Source organism: Clostridium sp. 'deep sea', assembly GCF_014931565.1.
Classification (GTDB): Bacteria; Bacillota; UBA994; order PWPR01; family PWPR01.
This window is the reverse complement of sequence record NZ_CP063353.1, coordinates 2975778-2996919: the sequence shown is the minus strand read 5'-3', so window position 1 is coordinate 2996919 and position 21142 is coordinate 2975778. Positions and strand designations below refer to the sequence as shown.

Here is a 21142-nt window from a genome sequence, read left to right as displayed (position 1 = left end):
AGCCATAATTGTATTTATTAATTTATTTTTAAAACTAATCTAGTTCAGCAAAATCTGATTGTAAAACACCAAAGCCTACGCCAGGAACATATCTGCCATCGGTTATCAGTGTTATTCTGTCGTGAATCATACTTGCATATCTATCTTCATATATAGGAATCTTAGGTAACTCACTTAACATAATTTTTTCTAATTCTGCTAAAGCCTCTATTCTCTCTTGAGATTTAAGTAATAAATCACCAGTAAGACATCTTTCTAATAATAAATCGAACTCTTTATTTCTCATTCTATCTAGTTTTCCTGTATGGTCTGAGGTATGAATTGTTAAGAATGACCAAGGATTAAACCTTCCAGCATTCCATCTACCAAATGCCATCTCATATTTACCATCTCGCATGTTTTGATACACACTACTTGTAGGAACCGCTCTTAACTTAATATCAAGCTTGTCTGGTCCAAATAAATTTTGGAAACTTTCTTCAACATACTCCGCCATATTTTTCATAGAGTCACTGCCTTCAAAATACTGTAACTCTACAACCATTTGTTTACCATATTTTTTGTAAGCTTTATTAAAATACTCTACAGCCTTATCTTGATTAAATCCATTGTCTTGTACTAAAACACTCTTTGCAGGTTCTGTATCTCGATATCTTAAACCATTATCAATATCAACTATGCCACCTGTTGCTATTATGTATGTAGCTGGTATAGCTGTTTTATAAATATTCTTAGCAATTGATTCACGATTCATGGCCCAAAACATAGCTTGTCTAAAGTTTATATCAGTCAAGAATGGCTTTTCTTGATTCTCCATATTAATATACATACATCGAACACCTGTAGCCTCAGAGAATATTACACGAGGATCATCAGAGTATTTATCATAATTTTTACCACTTAGAGATACATAATCTGTCTCATTGTTCTCAAATAGTTGAAGTTTTGTAGATGAAGAATTAACAATTCTTACGGTAACTTTATCTACTGTTATATAGTCACTTAAAGGTGTTTTTAATCTCTTATCAAACTCTTTATTTTGATCTCTTATCCATTCTGTCATAACAAATATACCAGAAGACGATATAGTTTCTAAACTTGTAGCATAGTTGGTTTCTGTTTTATCATCATTCATACCACCACTATATAATCGTTCATTTACTGGTGAAAGTGGTCCTGAGTATGAAAATGCACTCATCACATCTATTTTAGGAGTAGGATATTTAAAAGTTAGTTGAAGTGTATTGTCTATAGCTTTTATTCCAACTTTGTCCCACGTTACTTCACCTTTCCAGTACTGCTCTGCATTTTTTATAACTAAAGCTCCACCAAATAAAGAAGTAGCACGAGAGTTTTTAAGCTTAGGATCTAATAACATTTTATATGAATATTCATAGTCATTTGCATCTAAAACATCTCCATCTTCCCATAAAAGATCTTTTTTAATTTTAAATGACCAAACACTAGAATCCTCATTAATTACAGGCTCTTCTGCTGCATCATACGGCACAAATTTTAAATTTTTAGTTTCAGGATCTACAATAGCAAAGTATAAGCTACTATAAATTCTATCCATATCAGTTCTTTCAGCAGATAACTGGTATACATGTGGATTTAGGGTAGAAATCTTACTACCAGTTGTTCGATATACAACAGGTTTGTTAACATCGTTATCTGCTGGCTGAACATTAGATGAACATGCAGTAAAAAAAACAGATATTAACGTAAGCAATGCAACAAATAAAAAAACAGGCTTTTTCAACATCATTTTTCCTCCTAATATTTATATAATAACGTAATAATTATATTGTATTTACTATTCCATGTAAAGCATTTACTATATTAATATATCCATAATACACGTTTTAAAATAAAAAAACTCCCAATTTTAGAAATCTAAAGTTAGGAGTTTTCCTATTTTATACTAAATTAAAGTTTATTAATAACAATCATGCAAAAAGCTATTAATTACTTGGGCTTTCTTTTCAGTATTTTCAAATCTATCTTTTATAACTATAGCTAAACTTGATATAAGTATATTAGCTAATGCAATTGGGGGATTCATAGAGTTATAAAAAACTGATGTATCTGTTATACAACGAAAGGTTACAAAGCTATTCTCCGCTATTGGAGATGTTAACTTATCCGTAAATGCTATTACTTTAACTTTACGCTCTCTTAAATAGTTAAACACCCTTACAGTTCTCCCTGAGTATCTCGGGAAACAACTAAGAATAAAAACATCATCTGAGTTTACATCTAACAATTGGTGGCTTATATCTGTGTAAGTCGATAGATCATATGTTATTGCATTGATGCCCAAACTTCTTAACCTGACTTGCAAATATTTTACTACAGTTTTAGAAACCATATCTCCAACCAAGAAAATTCTTGGGGCATCTCTAATACACTTAACAGCTCTATCTATATCATTTACATTTAATAGCTTGGTAGTATTAACAAGAGCTTGAATCTCTGAATCTATAATTTCTAAATAGTTATCTTTTACATCTTTTTTAATATCTTTTACAGCAACAACAAGCCTTTCATTGGGTGAAAGTTTATTTTGAATATATTTTTGTAGCTCTTTTTTAAGTTCTAGAAAACTAGCATATCCAAGTTTCTTAGCAAATTTGAGTATAGTAACTTCTGTAACATTAACTTTTTCGCTCATCTCTTTTAGGGAGCAAAAACATGCTACTTCTGGTTTATTAATAATAAAATCTGCAATTGTTTTTTGAGTTTGACTCAAGTTTTTAAAATTATATTTTATATTATCTATTACAGACAACTTCATCATCCTTTACATTCATTTAATAATATAATTATACCTAAATATATTATTAAAATAAAACTGTTAGTTTTCTGTCTGCTTTTAGTGCAAAAACAAAACTACACACTAACATGCAAAACATGCTAATGTGTAGCTATTAGATTAAGAAAACTACAAACTATTTTAACCTGTTTAACTGCTTATTACTCATCTGTAGCTAATTAGTCATTACTATTCTGAAATACTTTAAAGGTAAATTGGTTATCTCTTGCACCAACGGTAACCTTCATGCCAGACTCAATTTCCTTACTAAGCAGTTTTTCAGATAATTCATCTTCTATGCTTCTTCTTATAACCCTACGCAAAGGCCTTGCACCATACTCCGGGTCATATCCAAGGCTAGCTAATAGTTTTTTAGCATTAGCTGTAAACTTAATTGTAATAGACATATCGGCCAAACGCTCTATTACCTCTTTTAACATAATGTCTACTATTTCACTAATATGCTCTTCATTAAGAGAATGAAAGACTATTGTTTCATCAACTCTATTTATAAACTCCGGCCTAAAGGTTCTACGCATTTCAGCCAATACATTTGTTTTCATTTCTTTATATTGACTTTTACTATCTTCTTCACCCGACTGGAATCCTAAACCACCTTTTTTATTCATAGCTCTAGCACCAACATTAGAGGTCATTATTATTACAGTGTTTCTAAAGTCTACAGTGCGACCCTGTGAATCTGTTAAGCGACCATCATCTAACACCTGTAGTAAAATATTAAACACTTCTGGGTGAGCTTTTTCTATTTCATCTAATAATACAACTGAATAAGGTTTGCGTCTTACACTCTCTGTTAGCTGACCACCCTCATCATAACCTACGTAGCCAGGGGGGGCTCCCACTAAACGAGATACATTAAACCTATCCATATATTCTGACATATCTATTCTTACAACTGCATCTTCATCGCCAAATAATACCTCAGCTAAAGTCTTTACTAGCTCAGTTTTACCAACACCAGTAGGACCTAAAAAGATAAATGAACCTATTGGTCGGCTAGGATCTTTTAGACCTGCTCTAGCTCGCCTTACTGCCTTAGAAACAGCGCCAATGGCTTCATGCTGGCCAATAACTCTTTCATGTAATACTTCTTCTAATTTTAAGAGTCTTTCACTTTCACTTTCAGCCAATTTATTTAACGGAATACCTGTCCAGTCGGAAACAATGTCTGCAATATCTTCTGCACCAACAACCACACTACGTGAGAATTTTTCTGTCTCCCAGTCTTTTTTAAGATTACGTTGTTTTTGAATTAGCTCAGTCTCTTTGTCTCTTATATTGGCTGCTTTTTCGAAGTCTTGCTCTTCTATTGCCGCCATTTTTTCTGCTTTGTACTTCTCCAGCTTTTGCTGAATACCTTTTAAATCTGGAGGCAGTATGGCATGTTTTAGTCTTACCTTTGAGGCTGCTTCATCTATTAAATCAATAGCTTTATCTGGCAAAAATCGATCTGAAATATATCTATCAGATAAAACAGCTGCCTGCTCTAAGGCTTTATCAGAAATTTTAACCTTATGATGAGCCTCATATTTATCTCTAATACCTTTTAGGATAGCAATTGTTTCTTCTACAGAGGGTTCATCCACATCTATTGGCTGAAAACGTCTTTCTAAAGCAGCGTCTTTTTCTACATACTTACGATATTCATCTAAAGTTGTTGCACCAATAACCTGTAGCTCACCTCTTGCAAGGGCTGGTTTTAACATGTTTGAGGCATCTATTGCGCCTTCAGCACCTCCAGCACCCACTATTGTGTGTAGTTCATCAACAAATAAAATGGTATCCTTTTGCTCCGAAAGTTCCTTTATAACATTTTTAAGACGATCTTCAAACTCTCCTCTGTATTTAGTGCCAGCAACTAAAGAACCCATATCTAATGAAAAGAGTCTTTTATTCTGTAATAGTTCTGGGACTTTTCCATCAACTATACTTTGAGCTAATCCTTCGGCAATTGCTGTTTTTCCAACTCCGGGTTCACCAATTAATACTGGATTATTTTTTGTTCTACGTGTTAGTATTTGCACTACTCTTTGAATTTCTTTACTTCTACCTATTACAGGGTCTATGTCGCCTTTACGAGCTAAATCAGTAAGATCTCTGCCATACTGCTCCAGTACATCTTTTGATCCCTCATTATTGCCTGTTTTAGAACTCATATTTTTATTATTTGGTGAATTCTGTAAAAGCTTTAGTATTTCATTTTGAATCCTAGTTTTACTTAAACCCAAATCTACAATAACCCTAATAGCAACACCTTCACCTTCTCGTATTAAACCAATAAGCAGATGCTCTGTTCCTATATAGTTGTGGCCTAAGTCTCTAGCAGCTATCATCGCTAATTCAATAATACGCTTAACACGTGGTGTTATAGCGACAGATTGGGCTGGTAAGTTTTGAAGCATTTGATTTGGCATTGGCTTTACTATTTCAGTAATACGTTGCTTTATTTTTTCAGAACTTAAACCAGCATTCTTTAATGCCTTAGCTGCTAGTCCTTCATCTATAGCTATTAATCCTAAGAGCAGGTGTTCTGTACCTACTAAATTATGACCTAAATCAATTGATTCTTCTTGGGCTTTCATAATAGCTTTTCTGGCTGTACTTGAAAAACGATCAAACATATAAAATCCCCCCTTATTATTGTAAACGCTGTCTCAATATTGTTGCTCTCATAATATCTCTATTATCCGCATTTAGTCGTTCATTTACAGTATGCTGTAATGAAGCAGGTTGTATCTCTAACATTATTTTATTTAACTCTTGAGCAGTAATTTTAACAACAAGATCTCTTTCTGCCCCTAATCTTAAATTAGACAATAACTTCATTGCTTCTTCACTGCTCATTTTACGAGCTCCAGTCATTATGCCCCAGGCTCTACCAATGCTATCTTCTAGCTCTAATTGATAATGTTCTACTAAATATTTGCGAGCATTTATTTCATAATCTACTAATTGTTTAACAAGGTTAGAAAGACTATTAATAATATCTTCCTCTGACCTACCAAGCGTTATTTGATTACTGATTTGAAACATGTTGCCTAGTCCCTCTGTTCCTTCACCATAAATACCTCTTGCTACAAAACCAAACTTAGCAGCTGTATCAAAAGCTTTAGCAATATTCTTGGTTTTAACTAAGGCTGGTAAGTGAAGCATAACTGATGCTCTCATTCCGGTACCTATATTAGTAGGGCAAGATGTTAAATAGCCTAATTGTGAATCGTAAGCATAATTTAACTCTTTTTCAAAACTCTCATCTATTTCATTAACTTTGTTATAACACTCATTTAAGTTAAGTCCAGGTAAAATACATTGTAGCCTTAAATGATCCTCTTCATTTACCATTATGCTAATACTACCCTCATTATTAATTAAAACAGCTCCATCTCTATTAGTCACATTAGCAAACTGAGGGCTAATAAGATGTTTTTCTACTAAAACTAGTTTAGATAGGTTGTTTAAATCAGATAATTTATAGTAATTAAACTGCTCATTTTTAGTAATTATTTCTTTTAGTTTATTCACTACTTTTTGGGAGTCTTGCAAGTTTATATTTGTAGGAAATACAAACTCTTGTAGATTACGTGCTAACCTAACCCTACTACTTACAACAATATAGTCTGTGGCTTTGGCTTCATTAATCCAAGCACAATTAATATTATTAACTGGCTTATTCATTTTTAATACCCTCTATTTCGTGTTCTATTGTTTTTATTTCATCTCTAAATTTAGCGGCATCTTCATATCGTTCTTCTAGTATTGCCTCTTGCAATTTTATTTTTTTATCTTTTAATTGCTTTTTCTTGAGCAAATCAGGTTGTTTTGTTTTAGGTATTTGCCCTTGATGAAGAGCATTACCATGCATTCTTCGAATTAACGGTAAGAGCTGATCTTTAAATGTGTTGTAACATTCACTACATCCTAATCTACTATGCTCCTGAAAGCCTCGCCATGATAAACCACATTTACTGCACTTTAATTCGTTATTCTGTAAGGCATTAAATTGTGGTGTTGAAAAACTTGAACTAAAAAAGTCAGAGATTAAATTAGACAAGTTAAAACCCTGCTGATTAAAGGTTAGATCTCCATGATTTTTAGCACAATCCTCACATAAATGGATAACTGTTTTTTCACCATTAATAACCTTAACTATTTTTACATTGGCTTCTTTTTGACCACAAACATTACATTTCATTTTATCACCCCTTCTACTTTACTAACATAATGTTAAACAAAGATCTCAATAGTCTACTACGCAACTTGTCTGCTTCCGTACCACTAAAGCCAAAGGTATGATTGCTTGTAGTGGTTCTTAATATTAAATGTTGCTCTGTATCTATATATCTTTGATTGTATAGTGAATCTATTAACAACTGAGCTGATTTTTCACTAATAGCATCTTCAATAATAGGTAAAGCTTTATGATCTACTACTCTTTTAAATATCCGAATATATCCGCCTCCACCACGAACACTAACTACGCGATAACCATTTCTCGGCGTGAAACGAGTTTGCAGCACATATGTTATTTGAGAAGGTACACAATCAAAATAATCTGCTAATTCTTTTCTACTAACCTCTATATAATTACTACTATCTTGCAACTGTTCCTGTAAATAAATGGCTATAATGTCTGCCATACTAGCCATATTATCACCTCACTATTTGACCTTAACTAACTTTTTGACCTTCCTTGACATTATATTAAACAATGATTTAATTGTTGTCAATAGTATTTTTGACTTTTCTTGACTATTATGCACTTTTAGTTCCTGAGGTATACGTCTCTTTCTATGGACGCTTTCATAATTGCTTTTAAGTGAGCTGCTTCTTATGCCTAACGGTTTGATTGTAACAAGGGTCAGACCTGTGCCTTAATTTTTAGGGTTGCCTATGTAAAATTGATTTAACTAAATAAGTTAGGTCAAGCTTGTGTAAAAGAGGTCAGACTCCACCGTGAAGTATGCCCAACGTTTGGAGGTTTTAATGTGGTTTACGTTGTTCCAGACACGGGAGTATTGCCATACGGCCCTACGAAGGCTGCAACCAAAACATATCTTCAAGCCTCTACGGAGGGACACATCTTGAGGCATTTACTTCAGGTAACTTTACATCTTTCAGTAAATCTTTCTTTGCACAGTGGTGGGTGGCTTTACCCGAATGACATGTCCTGTTATAACAACTGGCATTTGTAAACATGAGTTACTTAAAATTAGCAAGCCGTGAGGTTTGCGATATCGATTATTTTATTAAGCGTTCTGTTTCTTAAACACCTTACAAAAAGACGCGCAATGCGCGCCCCTTGGGAATTTGGGTTAAAAAAAAACGCCCAGTGGGCGTTCACACTAATTATAACTTATTTTACTCAAACTGGAATAATGGACACTTTTTCTTCCATGGGCAGAATGGATCTGATTGAATTTCAGACTTAGGTAATTTTATAAATGTCATACTATTTCACCACCTTAAGTTTTCTTACTACAAAACAATTATACAACAACACCAGTAAAAAATGTCATATCATTTCATAAAATGACATTTTGGTTTTCTCAAGCTATTTTTCATGCTCAATCTTCCACTTTGGATGAGCGAATTATTGCAATGATATAACCAAAATCTTAATAGATATTATTTAATCATGATCACCCCTATAAGGGGTTGATACGGACAAGCTCCTTAAGACGCTGGCTTTCACTCAAGCCACATTATCTTTAACACTTGTGCAAACCAGACCCTAAAGAGGCTTTATGTTGTCAGCTGTGCAGTAAAATCATTACCTTAAAAATATCATTCTACACTTAGAGGTAAGTTCTATTCTCTGTATAACTTTCGTTTCCTCGCCGCATAGTGGGTGGTTTATTATTTCGTAGTTCCACGTTCTCAACTGGCTAAAGCCAATAAACCAAAAAAGCGCCCAATGGGCGCCTATACAAGGAATTAGTGTTTATACTATTACTCATAATCTGCTTTAATTACCTTACCTTCTTCTACTTTATACTCTTTCCATTCTTTCTGTTCTTCACCCTTATATAGTACAGTGTTGCCTACAATTTTATACTTTAATCTCCATGCTTCAGCTATAAATTTAAACCTCTTTTTATTAGCATCGTATATATGTAGATAAGTTGGATATTCCCTGAATTCATTACCATTTGTTATTATGTAGTAATCAACCCATACGTCATTGCCTTCGGTAAAAATCATTGATTCATGAATACTTGTTTTAGATAGTGAAGTCTCCATATATTGCCAAGATGTGTATATAAAATCATTATAAACAGCTAGCAGAAAGCAGTTATAAGATTCATCAATTGGTATCATTGTTTTATCTAAAGGACTATATTTAACTAAGAAATCACTATAATTAAAGTATAAATAATCTTTATGCCATATGAAATCACCACCATCAAAAGTATCAATTATTTTAAGTGTTTTTTTATTAATTATTTTAATTTCTTTACTATTTTTAGATGCTAAAGCAATATAATTATCCCCTAACTCAAATTTTACTGGTAGATTCTTTAGTTTTAGTTGAGAGGATGTTCCTGCGATAATATCGTACTTTATTAGACTATTTCCATCGCTATTAGTAACGGTAAAATAGGCATAATTATCTTTGAGCACTAAATCATGTACTAGGCCTTCACTGTAAAGGGTAGTTATTCTTTGCTGATTATAATCATAAAAGTACAATAATGACTCTTTTCCATAACCAGAAAACAAAATTCCTTTTTCAGATATATCATATACCCTTATTGCCATATCTATAGGTTTAGTAACTGCGTTTTCAGTAATTTTTACAAGTTGATTTGTTTCAAATTGTTTTATAACAGTATGAGTAGGCATTTCTTTACAATCAATAACATTAAATACCCCATAATCCGATTCATATTGAACAAACTTATAGTCAATTAATTTAAAATCACTTTCGTCCTCATCAACATAACCGTCCTCATCCAAACAACTGTAACCTTCAACGTACATTACCCCATTTAATTTAAAATAATTAAATGGCATATCAGTTTGTTGATAATAAGGCTTAAAGCACAGAGTATCTTCATTAAAAACATACAGCAACTCAGGTACAGAATCCTCTTTGTAATAAACCCCTAACTCATTAACAAAAAGACTATGTTCAGCTGTAATAGTATTCCATACTTTATTAGCAAAGCCATAATAATATATAGTACGATTATTACCTTGGCCTAGCAAGGCTACTCCTTGATTACTTGCATAGAATATTATCCATTTACCAGTGGAATCTTCTTGAATTGTATCTTTCCACTTATCTCCAGGGATATTTAACACCAGCTGTTTGTTTCTATTCTCATCAATACTGTACAAGGCTTTTTCTTGCTTATTGATGTAGTAAAGTTTATTATTATTTGGGTTTTTAAAAATCTCCCCAAAGCCAATAGATTCTCCCATAAATTGCTCATTTAGAACCTCATCTTGATAGTTAGGGTCAATATAACATATTTTATTTTCCTCATTTAATCCTACATAATAATCATCTATCTTTAAATAATCATAAACATCATTACTCTGCTCGGTAATAAAATAGGCTGTATTATACACTAACGCAGTTTTAATAATAAAATCATTAGTCGTTCTATAATAGCCATATCCTAAGTGTTTTTCTAATTGAATATCTTTATAAATACCATTTTCAAAGATTAATTCTCTATCGTAGATGATATAATGCTTTTCAAAAAGTGGATTGTACTTAGATTCTTTATTTTCTACTACTGTATGACTAAATAATTTGTTATAATTATTTTCTTGAGGTATCAAGCATTTTTTTATAACATTATCTGCTGCACTATAATACATATGTAAAAACGACTTGTTTTTATCTTTATCTTGGCAATACTTTATATCTAAAATTTCATAATCTTTCTCTAAAGAGATTATGTCTAAAGCAGCTAACTCCTTGTTCACAATATCTAAATAATGTTTATCTCCATTTTTTCTTTCTAGAAAAATAGTATTTTTGCTAGAAAAAATATTTACCACATCAGCTCTCAGTTTATTTCTTTGTTCTAAAAGTACTTTGCTAATCTCACCATTGCTAACTATCTTAAATGTATCTACATAATAATTATTATTTAGCTTATAGGTAAGGTATAACTCATCTTTATCACTTACTATTATTTTATAGTCAGTACCTAATTCATAATTATCAAATTCATCACTTGCTATTTTTTTATAATCAGTGCCTAATTGATAATTATCAAACTCATTAATACTATATTTAACTCCATCATACCTATGTTTAACTTCAGATGAGCTCTTATAAGAGTCAAATCTTAGTTTATTGTTAGCATATGTTACAAGAAAAACATCTCGATAATTTACAAAACCTGTTAGTAAACTTTCATTTACATTTATATCATAGTTTTTTTTAGGATTTGCAAAATCAGTTCCATATACTAAAAAAGCTCTATTGTCTTTACCAATATGTAGTGCAATATCATCATAAACAATTGTTTCTTTTACCTTAAAACCAGTTGGTAACTTTATATTATAGTTATTATAAGGCTTGTAATCATCAACAACCTCTCCATTTTGCATATTAAGTTGTTTTGTTGCTGTTAAGGTAGTTACCTCAACAGCTTTTTCTTTATTAAATTCACAACTGGTACAAAAAATTGTGCAAAAAACTAAAAAAATACACAGAAAAATAGTCTTACTTTTAAACATAAAAACCTCCGAATTAGTGTAATATTCATTATTTTATAGTATTAAATAAACCTAAACAATTTTCAAAAAAAATCCCATTTATTCAAAGTACTTTTACAAATTTTAAATAATCAATTAGCTATTCTTAATTTCTTAATTACTTTTTCTTTTTCTACTTTATAGTTATGATTTATCCATTTGCCAAAATATTGATTTTTTACTTGATACTTAATAGTATTTTTATCAATTTGATATTTTATTTTTGTACCACTTTTGATAAAATTCAATCTTTTATTGTTAATATCATAAATTGATAAATCTGCTAAAAAATCTGTTTCTGCTTTAATAATATAAAAATCTATATTTTTTTCTTGTGGTAGCTTAATTTCCTTTATATCATACTTAAGCAAAGCCCATCCTGCATCACCAGGAGAATAACAACAGTATAAACTATTCTGATGATAGACACAGGGATATGAATACTGCCAAGACCTAAGTATAATGGCAGTTTTACTTTGGGTACTATACTTTACTAAAAGGCCTCCACAAGCATAATATAACTCATTATCATGCCAAGTAAAATCAGAACCATCAATTGTATCAACTATTTTAAATTTGTTTATATCAACAATATCTATTGTATAGCTATTTGATAGGCTAACTGCTAAATAATTACCTGAAAGTTTAAACTCAGAAGGTACCTCTTTTATTTTTAACTGCAATACTTCTCCAGTATTAAAGTTGTATTTATTGAGGTAATTATCTCCTTTGTATAGTGAGGTGAAAATTGCAAAATTATCATTTAAGGCTAATTCTGTAATTAAACCCTTGTCACTTAGAGTAGCTACTTTTTTTGTGTTGTAATCATAGTAATACAAAATAGCATCTTGTTTATAGCCAGAAAATAAAATGCCTTTTTTAGATACATCGAATAATCTAACCGACATATCAATGGGCTTAGTTATACCTTCATTGGTTAGCTTTATAAGCGTATTAGTTTGGTATTCTTTTAACACACTGTGATCTTTTTCATTTTTTGCATCAGTAATATTATAGATCCCGTATTTTGAATTATAAAGTATATATTGCGAATTACATATTTTAAAGCTTGAGTCATTTTTTATGTTGTGATGATAACCATAAACATATAATATATTATCTAATATAAAGGTATTAAAATATTTTTGATTGTTTATATAACAGGGCTCAAATGAGAGAGTTGCTCCATTAAAAATATAAACTAATTCTCCTATGCCATTATAAGTAAGTCCTAATTCACTAATATATATCTCTGATTTTTTAGTTATAGTTTTCCACTCTTTTTTATGTAAGTTATAATAATGCATTTTATGAATGTCATTTTTCCAATCAGAATTTCCTATTATGGATACTGCATTATTATCTACATAATATGATATATGTTCACCATAACCCTTTTTCATTGCATCTTGCCACTTATCCTCTGGTATCTTTAACACCAACTGTTTGATTCTATTAGCATCAATACTGTAGAGTGCTTTTTCTTGCTCATTAATGTAGTAAAGTTTATTATCATTTGGGTTTTTAAAAATTTCCCCAAAGCCAATAGTTTCTCCTATAAATTCCTGATTTAGAATCTCATCTTGATAGCTAGGGTCAATATAACATATTTTATTTTCCTCATTTAATCCCACATAATAATCATCTATCTTTAGATACTCGTTAGTACCATTACTCTGCTCTGTAATAAAATAAACAGTTTTAAATTCTAAATCAGTTTTAATAATAGAATCATCAGACATTCTATAATAACCATACCCTATACTTTTTTGCAACTGAGTATCTTTATAAACTCCATTTACGAATACAGATTTTTTGTCATAAATAAGATAGTGTTTTTCATAAAGAGTATTATATTTAAATTTTTTATTTTCTATTACAGTATGACTAGCTAAGCTTTTATAATTGTTTTCTTGTGGTATTACGCATTTTTTCACAGTATTATTTGCTGATTTATAGTACATATGTAATAAAGATTCATTATCTTCTTGAGAGTAGTTTAGTTTTAAAATTTCATTGTCTTCTTCTAAAGAAATAATATCTAAAACAGCTAGTTTTTTATTGAGGATATCGAGATAATGTTTATTACCATTCTTTCTCTCTAAGAATATGGTATTTTTATCAGCGAATATCTTGACCACATCTGCGCGAAATTTATTACTCTCCTCTAAAATAACTTTGTTTTCTGCTAGTTTAAATGTGTCTATATGATAAACATTATTTAGTTGATAGGTAAGATAAAATTGATTTTTGTCTTTAGTAATTATTCTATAATCACTGCCCAAATTATAATCTTTAAACTCACTAATAATATGTTTTGCTCCATCATAACAGCTGTAAGAGTTAAATCTAAGTTTGTTATTAGTATATGTTACAAGAAAAACATCTCGGTAATTTACAAAACCTGTTAATAGGTTTTCATCTATTTTTAGATCATAGGTTTCTTGAGGGTCAGTAAAGTCAGCTCCAAATACTATAAAGGCTCTATTATCCTCCCCTATATGCAGTACTGTCTTATCATCCATTTTCATATCTTTTACCTTAAAACCAGTTGGCATCTTTATATTATAGTCATTATAAGGCTTGTAATCATTAACAAGCTCTCCATTTTGCATATTAAGATGTTTTGTAGGTTTTAAGGCAGTCACCTTAAAGCCTTTTTCTTTATTAAACTCACAACCCGTACAAAAAATTGTACATAAAACTAAAAATATACACAGAAAAATAGTCTTACTTTTAACCATAATAACCTCCGAATTATGTATGTAATATTTTTTTAATAAATACTAACAAACCCTTTATAACGTTATAAGACAAAAAAAACATTCTAGGGACGGTTCTTTTTGTGCTAATTTAATTAATGTTTAGACTTACTAGGTCAAAATATTATATCATACGATTAGAAATTATGCTTCTATTTAAATCTTAATACCATACTGGAGCCTTGTGTAATAACTTAGATTAATACTTATATTTATTTATGATGCTAAAAAGTAGACATGATTTTTTCATGCCTACTTTTATTCTACTACTTACTAAAGTTGTTTTTAGTTAAATTTATTCAATTATTATACTGTTTCAAATAATGGGCACTTTCTTTTCCAATAACAAAATTCAAGAGTAATTGGATTCTTGTTAGGTAATTTTAAAAATGTCATAGTATTGACCTCCTTGAATATTAATTTCATTCAAATTATATCATAAACTTACACAATATTACAATATTTTTATAAATTAAAATTTATGTTATTTTATAATTTCAATACATTATTTTTAATTAATCATTTACTAATTAAAATTGCTATAAATTTTTTCTCATTGTTTACATTTAAATCATTACACTCTTTACTTATCTTTAAGTTAATAACACTAATATTACTAATTAAATTAGCTAAATGCATTTCCTATTTCTTTAATCACTTAATAAAAAAATCTAGAAAAATAGTTCTAACTATTTTCCTAGATTAAATAAGTTGTTGTACTACCTTTAATAAATATCATTTATTGATGCTTCTTTGATTACTTTATTGCTTTCAACCTTATACTCGTTCCATTCTTGCTGCCATTTGTTATTTTCGTAGTCATATTTTTTGTACTTAACACAATTGTTATTAATTTGATATTTTATTCTAGCACCACTTACAATCAAATTAAGTCTGTTGTGATTATTATCATACATAATTAAATTTGATGTGTAGTTTGTATCAGACTTAATTAAAATATAATCTACATCTTTAACTATTGGTAAATTAATTTTATTAGTTAGGGAAATTTTGCTTATTGGTCTTTCCTCTTTACCATTTAAGTAGTAATAGACGTTTTCTTTGTGGATAACAAAGGGACTTGCGTGTCCAATATGTTTAATTATTATCATTTGTTTAGTTAGTGGATTATAACTAACTAAATATCCCCCACATTCATATATTAACTTATTGTCATGCCAAATAAAACTATTCCCATCTATAATATCTGTAACAGCAAATTCATTGATATCTACTATTTTAATTTTGTTATTTCTCATGCTAGAAATTGCAAGATAGTTACCAGCTAGTTTAAAAGTGATATCTTTATCATTAATCGGTATTTCTAAAGACTTACCAGTAGTTATGTTAAGTTTTATTAGCCTCTTATTTTCTGCTAATGAAACAAAATAAGCATAATTATCTTTTATAGCTAAATCAGCTATTAAACCCTTATTATATAATGTTGAAACTTCAGCAAATTTAAAATTATAGTAATATAGAATAGCTTCATCACCAAATCCTGTGTACAAAATACCATCTTTAGATAAATCATATGCTCTTACCGCAGTACTAAAAGGATTTACGAAACCGCTGTTAGTTAGGTTTAAAAGTTGAGCAGTGTAATACTGCTTCATTACTGTATGAGATTCTGTTTTTTTTATATCAATAATACGATATGTATTATTGTTTGTTTTATATTTAACATAGTTTGCTTGCATATCAATATTCTTATCATTTTCATAACAGACATTGTTATTTACATATAAAATATCGTTTACGATTAAGCTTTTATAATACTCATGGTATTTGCGATAATATCGCTCAAACTTATTGGTTTTAGGGTTTAATTTATAAGATACTCTACCTTTGTTATACAATATACCCTGACCTTCTTGGTAATAAATTTCAAAATCACTAACAATGTAATGCCAACTTTTAGTTTTTAGATTATAGTAATTAATGCTACTTTGAATTGTATCGAATGTATTTAATAGTACAACCATATTATTATCAGCAAATATTAATGAGTTTGTATTTTCATTTATTGTTTTTTGCCAAATATCAGAAGGTATTTGGCTTACTAATTGTTTATTTCTATTACTATCAATACTATAAACTGCTTGATCTGCTTTATTTAAGTAATAGAGCTTATTATTTTGTTTATTAACAAACACAAATCCGTTTTCGAATTTCTCACCTAAAAATTTTTCATTTAAGACTTCTGAACTAAATTTTGCATAAACATCACATATCTCATTGTTTTCATTGAGTCCAACATAATAGTCATTTACTCTCATAAACTTATCTACATCAGCATTATTTGTTAATAAATAGCTTACATCATAGTTATGATTAGTAATAATATAGCCACATGATTCAATTTTATAAAAATTCATTGTGCTATAACTATCTTCGTAAACATCGTCATATTTTAAGTCACATTTTATGCCATTCTCAAAAATACCATAATAACTATCATAAATAACAAAGTGTTTTTGATACCTATCATCTTGTTTTATTATTTTGCTTTCAAGAATGGTGTGGGTGCACAGCTTATAGTAGTTATTTTCTTGCTTTATTTCATACTCTTTTATTTTGTTTAACTCTCTTAAGTAAAGCTTAAGCTTTGATTCTTCTCCGTGACGCTGATATTTAATAGCAGAGATTTCAGCATTCTTATTTACTTTTAAAATATCAATAACTGCAAGCTGTTTGTTTGTTATATCTAAATAAAAGCCTTTGTTAGTTTTCCTTTTTAAAAATATAGTACTCTTATCACTTAAAACTTCTACAATATCTGTTCGAAACTTATTTTTTTCAACTAAGGTAATACTTTTATCATTTATTTTAAATGTATCAATATGTATTTGATTATTAAGTTTGTAGGTTAGGTAAAAGGCATATATATCACAAGAAATAGTTTGATAATCTGTAGCTGATACATGATTAAACTTGTATTCAGCCCTTTTATCACCGTAGTAGCTATAACACTCAATTATTAGTTTATTATTATCAGCTCTTGTTATTAGCAGTACATTATTACTATCATATATATAGCCAGTTAAGATAGTATTAGCTGTTGTTATTTCTATGTTTTCTTTTTGATTATCTAGATTAGTGCAAAAAGATATAATGGCATTATTTTGCTTACCAATAGCCAAACTAAGATTAGTAGTAGTATAATATCCATGCCAATCAATCAAAACATTATTTTGCTTAATAAGCTCTTTAACCTCAAAATTTTTAGGTAAGCTTGGTTCATTTATAGTTTTTGTAGCATCACCAACTATATTTCCTTGACTTAAATCTATCTCTTTAGTTGCCTCTAAAGTAATTACATTTTTAAGTGTTTTATTTTCACATCCAGTTGTTAAAACTAAAATAATGATAAGTAAACAGGCAATAAGATACCTTTTTTTCATAAGCCTAACTCTCTCCCTTATTTTATAAAACTATTTTTATATTTGCTGATTATACCACATTAAAAGAGTATATACCGATTAATTTTATTATAGTGGTAATAAATCTAATAAAACCACCTTAAATAATGTTGATTTTCATAAATACCAGAAGAGTTTAATAGTACCAATACTCTAACAAACCTAGACATACTAATATGTTAATATACAAAGACGCCCACTGGGCGCCCCTACATGCTTTAGTAAAGTATTTTATGGTATTTGTATTATTGAGCAAACTATATCACATCTATATAATGGACTAACTTTTACAGGTGGTTTAAGAAATTTCATTTTGCACCTCCTTTTTTACTCATATATAAATAATACCATAATATTATTTTTTTTCATATATTTAACATAATAACTTTATTTGCCTAAGAATAATACTTATCGGTCTTGACCACAAAGTTCGCCCTACAACAGTATTACTTTGTAACATGAAGTCACTTTGTTAATACGCCGATCCAAAGAAAACTGTTATTAGTCAAATACCTTAATAAAAAAAGACGCCCACTGGGCGCCTTAAGCTAAGTTCGGTTATATTAGTATTCTTTAGTTCTTGATAAATCCTTTTTATCTACAATGGTAATAACACTACCCTCTTTTAGTTTTAGTTGTTGCCAGTCATTATTTTCATTATAACCCTTACCTTTATAGTGAATAGTGCTTCCCTTAATTTTATAATCAACACTTCTACTACAAATGATTTCAGATATCCGCTTTTCTTTAACATTATAAAGCAATAATCTTTGAAGATAATCTGTTTCCATCTCAATCAATAAGTAATCTGTTTTAGTTCTTGGTAAGATAATTTCTTTATTTAGGTTTGTTCTACACAAAGGTACGTCTGCATCGTAAAAACATAGATAATAGAGATAATTATCTTTTATAGTTAAGGTAAATGGATAAGTTATATAATCAATTAAAGTCATAGTTTTTTTTAAGGCATTATACCTCACTAAATATCCACCACAGCTATAGTATAATTTATCTTCTGACCAGATAAAGTAAAAGCCATCTATAGTATCCACAAGCTCTAAATCACTCAAGCTAAATATCTTAATATAATTAAAATCTTTTGAACTAAGTGCTAAATAATTATCGCCTATTTGAAAACTTAACTCAGTATCACTGAGCTTTGATACTTGTTTTTGACCATTAGTAATATTAAGCTTAACTAGTTTATTTTTATCCTCAATGGCTATGAAATAAGCAAAGTTATTCTTGAGAGCTAAATCATACACCAAACCCTCGTATAGTATATTTAACTGCTTTGTCTCAAAATCATAATAATACAGATTAACATCATTTTCAAATCCAGTGTATAATATTCCCTGCTCAGAAATGCTATACCTTCTCACTGCTGTATCAATAAGCTTTTGATAACTGTCATCTTCAATACTATAAATGTTTGCTGTTTTATATTGCTTAACTATAGTATGATTAGCTATTGTCTGATAATCAGTGATTTTGAAATTCTCATTACCAATTTTATACTCTATATATGGAGAATTATATAAGATACAATTTGAATCGTTTTCAATACTACTATATTCTGCATCTACATATATCTTATCGTCTATAGTTAAACAGTTATAGTATTCTTTACCCTGGAAGATCATAGGCTCAAATAGCTTTGTCTCTTGGTTAAAGCAGTATTGTAAATCTCCAATCTCATAGTATATTTTGCTTTTATCCTTTCTTATTTCAGTATCTTTTTTAAAAATCTGCCACTTCTTTGTAGTAAAATCATAGTAACACATTCTGTATCCATAGGTGTTCTCAGTTAATAAAGCTACTCCTAGATCATTAGCAAAAAATTTATATGGCATAGTTTTCACATTAACTGCTAACCTCCAAATATTATCTGGAATATCTAAGACTAGCTCAGTTTCTCGACTACTATTTATACTATATAGATACATAGAATTATTCTGGATCTTAAAGTAATATACCTTATTAGTTTCTTTATTGAAAAAAACCTGACCAAAAGTTAACTTCACACCAATAAAAGTTTCATTTAATATGCAATCTTTAAAATCTGGGTCAATATAAGTTACCTCATCTTGCCTATTTAAACCTATATAGTAATTATCTATTTTTAACATTTTAGCTATATCATTATCTTTAGCTATCAATAAAGAACAATAATCATATTCTTCGTTTGTTTTTACAACTTTACCATTTGGAAGTTGTAAGTAGTTTATATCACCATAATTGTTATCTAAGATAAATGGAAAATTCATCTCTACTATACAACCATTTTCAAAAACACCTCTATAATAATCAAAAACTATGTAGTGTAGCTCATTTTTAGAATTGTATTCAAGCTCCTTATTCTCGAATACTGTATGGGTATAAAGGGTATTATAGTTATTGCGCTGAGGAATGGTTTGCTTCATTACCTTATCTTCATTTTGCAGGTAGATATTTAAGTTGCTAACACTTTTAAAATCATTCTTTGTATCAAACTCATACTTAATATCAAGTACCTCATTATCACTACCAATCTTTACTATGTCTAACACAGCTAATTTTTTATTTAAGATATCAATACAATCCCCTTTCTTAGCTTGCCGTTGCAGAAAGATTGTGTTTTTATCGCTAAAAATATTAACTATATCTGGCCTAAGTTTATCTCGACTGATAAGGCTTAATTCTTGATTATTGATTTTAAAAGAATCAATATGTATTTGCTTATTGAGACTGTAAGTTAAGTAAAAGCTATCTACATCACTGGCAATAATTTTATAATCTTCACCCTGTTTAAAATTATTAAACTCATAATTCTTTGTGTTTTTACCAAAATAATTATAGCTTTTTAATAGAAGCTTATCATTAGCGTGGCTAACTAAGAATATGTTATTTTCATCATAAATATAGCCTGTCATTATAGGGTTATCGCTTTTCAATGTATGCATAACTCTATCCTGTCGATTACGAAATGACAATATTGCTCTACTATCTTCTCCAATCAATAGTTCTAGTGAACACCTATAATCCCTTCCATCCCACTCAACACGGGAATTCTCCTTTTTAATTACTTGTTTTATGGTAAAATCTTTAGGTAAATCAAACTGCTTAACTTTGGGTGTGGGTGTGACTGCTTCCTCACTATTACGAAGATCAATAACTTGTGTAGCCTCCATAGTTATTCCTGTAAATGCGTTATTAGCGCATGATAACATTAGAACTGACATAATCATAAGAGTTGTTAATAGTATTATTTTTTTCATACTTACACCTCGTCTCGCTATTAACCTTATTTTACTATGTTTTTCAATTTAATAATATGCTAAATCTTATTATTCTGGCTAGAACATTGTATCATATGAACTTAATAGTTTAATACTTTAATAAAATAATCATAAAATAAAAACAAC

The 21142-nt window shown here is 29.6% G+C and carries 10 protein-coding genes; all 10 read right to left on the bottom strand.

The window, feature by feature from the left end; translation table 11 throughout:
- Positions 1-34: 34 nt before the first annotated feature.
- Positions 35-1768 carry an ABC transporter substrate-binding protein gene (locus IMX26_RS13850; protein ID WP_195158966.1) on the bottom strand — a complete coding sequence of 578 codons (1734 nt, stop codon included), beginning with the start codon at positions 1766-1768 and terminating at the stop codon, positions 35-37.
- 171 nt (positions 1769-1939) lie between these two features.
- On the bottom strand, positions 1940-2791 hold the full coding sequence (locus IMX26_RS13845; RefSeq protein WP_195158965.1) for a MurR/RpiR family transcriptional regulator: 852 nt from the start codon (positions 2789-2791) through the stop codon (positions 1940-1942).
- Between the two features lie 203 nt (positions 2792-2994).
- Positions 2995-5457, bottom strand: coding sequence for an ATP-dependent Clp protease ATP-binding subunit (locus tag IMX26_RS13840; RefSeq protein WP_195158964.1), 2463 nt, complete (start codon positions 5455-5457; stop codon positions 2995-2997).
- 16 nt (positions 5458-5473) lie between these two features.
- Entirely contained in the window at positions 5474-6511 is a 1038-nt protein-coding gene (locus IMX26_RS13835) for a protein arginine kinase (RefSeq protein WP_195158963.1), read from the bottom strand.
- Positions 6504-7028 carry a UvrB/UvrC motif-containing protein gene (locus IMX26_RS13830; RefSeq protein ID WP_195158962.1) on the bottom strand — a complete coding sequence of 175 codons (525 nt, stop codon included), beginning with the start codon at positions 7026-7028 and terminating at the stop codon, positions 6504-6506. Before IMX26_RS13830 ends, IMX26_RS13835 begins: the two co-directional genes overlap by 8 nt.
- A gap of 13 nt (positions 7029-7041) precedes the next feature.
- Positions 7042-7473 (bottom strand): CtsR family transcriptional regulator, encoded by a 432-nt coding sequence (locus IMX26_RS13825; RefSeq protein ID WP_195158961.1) that lies wholly within the window; start codon positions 7471-7473, stop codon positions 7042-7044.
- Between the two features lie 1312 nt (positions 7474-8785).
- Positions 8786-11536, bottom strand: a complete 2751-nt coding sequence (locus tag IMX26_RS13820; protein WP_195158960.1) for a hypothetical protein — start codon at positions 11534-11536, stop codon at positions 8786-8788.
- A gap of 110 nt (positions 11537-11646) precedes the next feature.
- Complete coding sequence (locus IMX26_RS13815) at positions 11647-14298, bottom strand: hypothetical protein (RefSeq protein WP_195158959.1); 2652 nt, start codon at positions 14296-14298, stop codon at positions 11647-11649.
- A 743-nt stretch (positions 14299-15041) separates the two neighbouring features.
- Positions 15042-17720, bottom strand: coding sequence for a hypothetical protein (locus IMX26_RS13810; RefSeq protein WP_195158958.1), 2679 nt, complete (start codon positions 17718-17720; stop codon positions 15042-15044).
- A gap of 581 nt (positions 17721-18301) precedes the next feature.
- Complete coding sequence (locus IMX26_RS13805) at positions 18302-20995, bottom strand: hypothetical protein (RefSeq protein WP_195158957.1); 2694 nt, start codon at positions 20993-20995, stop codon at positions 18302-18304.
- Positions 20996-21142 lie beyond the last annotated feature (147 nt).

Excerpts from the sequence above, each read along its gene's own strand:
- IMX26_RS13850 (WP_195158966.1), bottom strand. The coding sequence starts at position 1,768 with ATGATGTTGAAAAAGCCTGTTTTTTTATTTGTTGCATTGCTTACGTTA.
- IMX26_RS13840 (WP_195158964.1), bottom strand. The coding sequence starts at position 5,457 with ATGTTTGATCGTTTTTCAAGTACAGCCAGAAAAGCTATTATGAAAGCC.
- IMX26_RS13835 (WP_195158963.1), bottom strand. The coding sequence starts at position 6,511 with ATGAATAAGCCAGTTAATAATATTAATTGTGCTTGGATTAATGAAGCC.
- IMX26_RS13830 (WP_195158962.1), bottom strand. The coding sequence starts at position 7,028 with ATGAAATGTAATGTTTGTGGTCAAAAAGAAGCCAATGTAAAAATAGTT.
- IMX26_RS13825 (WP_195158961.1), bottom strand. The coding sequence starts at position 7,473 with ATGGCAGACATTATAGCCATTTATTTACAGGAACAGTTGCAAGATAGT.
- IMX26_RS13820 (WP_195158960.1), bottom strand. The coding sequence starts at position 11,536 with ATGTTTAAAAGTAAGACTATTTTTCTGTGTATTTTTTTAGTTTTTTGC.
- IMX26_RS13815 (WP_195158959.1), bottom strand. The coding sequence starts at position 14,298 with ATGGTTAAAAGTAAGACTATTTTTCTGTGTATATTTTTAGTTTTATGT.
- IMX26_RS13810 (WP_195158958.1), bottom strand. The coding sequence starts at position 17,720 with ATGAAAAAAAGGTATCTTATTGCCTGTTTACTTATCATTATTTTAGTT.
- IMX26_RS13805 (WP_195158957.1), bottom strand. The coding sequence starts at position 20,995 with ATGAAAAAAATAATACTATTAACAACTCTTATGATTATGTCAGTTCTA.